The sequence below is a fragment of the Spirillospora sp. NPDC049652 genome (assembly GCF_040675125.1).
GTDB lineage: Bacteria > Actinomycetota > Actinomycetes > Streptosporangiales > Streptosporangiaceae > Spirillospora.
In genome coordinates this window covers 1-1,286 of sequence record NZ_JBFAOF010001466.1, presented here as the reverse complement: position 1 = coordinate 1,286, position 1,286 = coordinate 1, and the positions used below count along the sequence as shown (strand labels likewise).

At 71.2% G+C, this 1,286-nt stretch carries 2 protein-coding genes; both read left to right on the top strand.

Annotated elements, in window-relative coordinates:
- Positions 1-816, top strand: an 816-nt coding sequence (locus AB0J52_RS41155; RefSeq protein ID WP_500188685.1) for an amino acid ABC transporter permease, incomplete at its 5' end; no start/stop codon positions are given.
- Positions 813-1,286: amino acid ABC transporter ATP-binding protein (locus AB0J52_RS41150; RefSeq protein WP_500188683.1), on the top strand; the 474-nt coding region annotated here is incomplete at its 3' end. The genes AB0J52_RS41155 and AB0J52_RS41150, both read left to right, overlap by 4 nt.

The following is a 1,286-nucleotide window of genomic DNA, read 5'->3' as shown; positions in this document are numbered from 1 at the left end:
GTGGCCGCCGCGCCGCGCGGCGGCCTGACCCGCAGGCGGCGCAGGCGGCTGGTGCTCGGCGGCGAGTACGGCGTGTTCGTCCTCGCCGTCGTGCTGCTCGTCGTGCTGGCCGACTGGAAGTCCCTGCACGAGAACTTCGCGAACTGGTCCGTCGCCAAGGGCCTGTTCCCCGACATCATCACGGTCGGGCTGCGCAACACCGTCATCTACACGGTGACCGGGTTCGTGCTCGGCCTGGTCGGCGGCCTGGTCATCGCGCTGATGCGGCTGTCGTCGGCGCTGCCGTACCGGTGGTTCGCGATGGCCTACATCGAGATCTTCCGCGGCCTGCCGGCGCTGCTGATCTTCATCTTCGTCGGCACCGGCATCCCGCTCGCCTTCCCCGGCACCGAGCTGCCCGGCGGCGTGTACGGGCAGGCGGCGTTCGCCCTCGGCCTGGTGTCGGCGGCGTACATGGCCGAGACGATCCGGGCGGGCATCGAGGCGGTGCCGCGCGGCCAGACCGAGGCGGCGCGCTCGCTCGGCATGTCGCAGTTCCGCGCGATGCGCACGATCGTCGTCCCGCAGGCGTTCCGCGTGGTCATCCCGCCGCTGACGAACGAGCTGGTGCTGCTGTTCAAGGACTCGTCGCTGGCGCTGTTCATCGGCGTGTCCCTCACCCAGCGCGAGCTCACCAAGTTCGGCCGGGACCTGGCCAGCCAGCAGGGCAACACCACGCCGATCCTGGTCGCGGGCCTGTGCTACCTGCTGATCACGATCCCGCTCGGCTACCTGGCCCGGCGGCTGGAGGCACGGCAGAAGCGGGGGCGGCGATGAGCGCGATCGAGATCAGGGGCCTGCGCAAGACGTTCGGGTCGCTGGAGGTGCTGCGCGGCATCGACCTGAGCATCGAGTCCGGCGAGGTGGTGTGCGTGATCGGGCCGTCCGGCTCGGGCAAGTCCACCCTGCTGCGCTGCGTGAACCTGCTGGAGGAGCCGTCCGGCGGGACGGTCTCGGTGGACGGCGTCGAGCTCACCGACCCGGACGTCGACATCGACGCCGCGCGCCGGCGCATCGGCATGGTGTTCCAGTCGTTCAACCTGTTCCCGCACCTGAACGTCCTCGGGAACGTGACGGTCGCGCAGCGCAAGGTGCTGAAGCGGGACAAGGCCGAGGCCGAGCGGGTCGCCCGCGCGAACCTGGAGCGGGTCGGCCTGGCCGACAAGGTGGACTCCTACCCGGAGAAGCTGTCGGGCGGCCAGCAGCAGCGCGTGGCGATCGCCCGCGCGCTCGCCAAGGACCCGGCC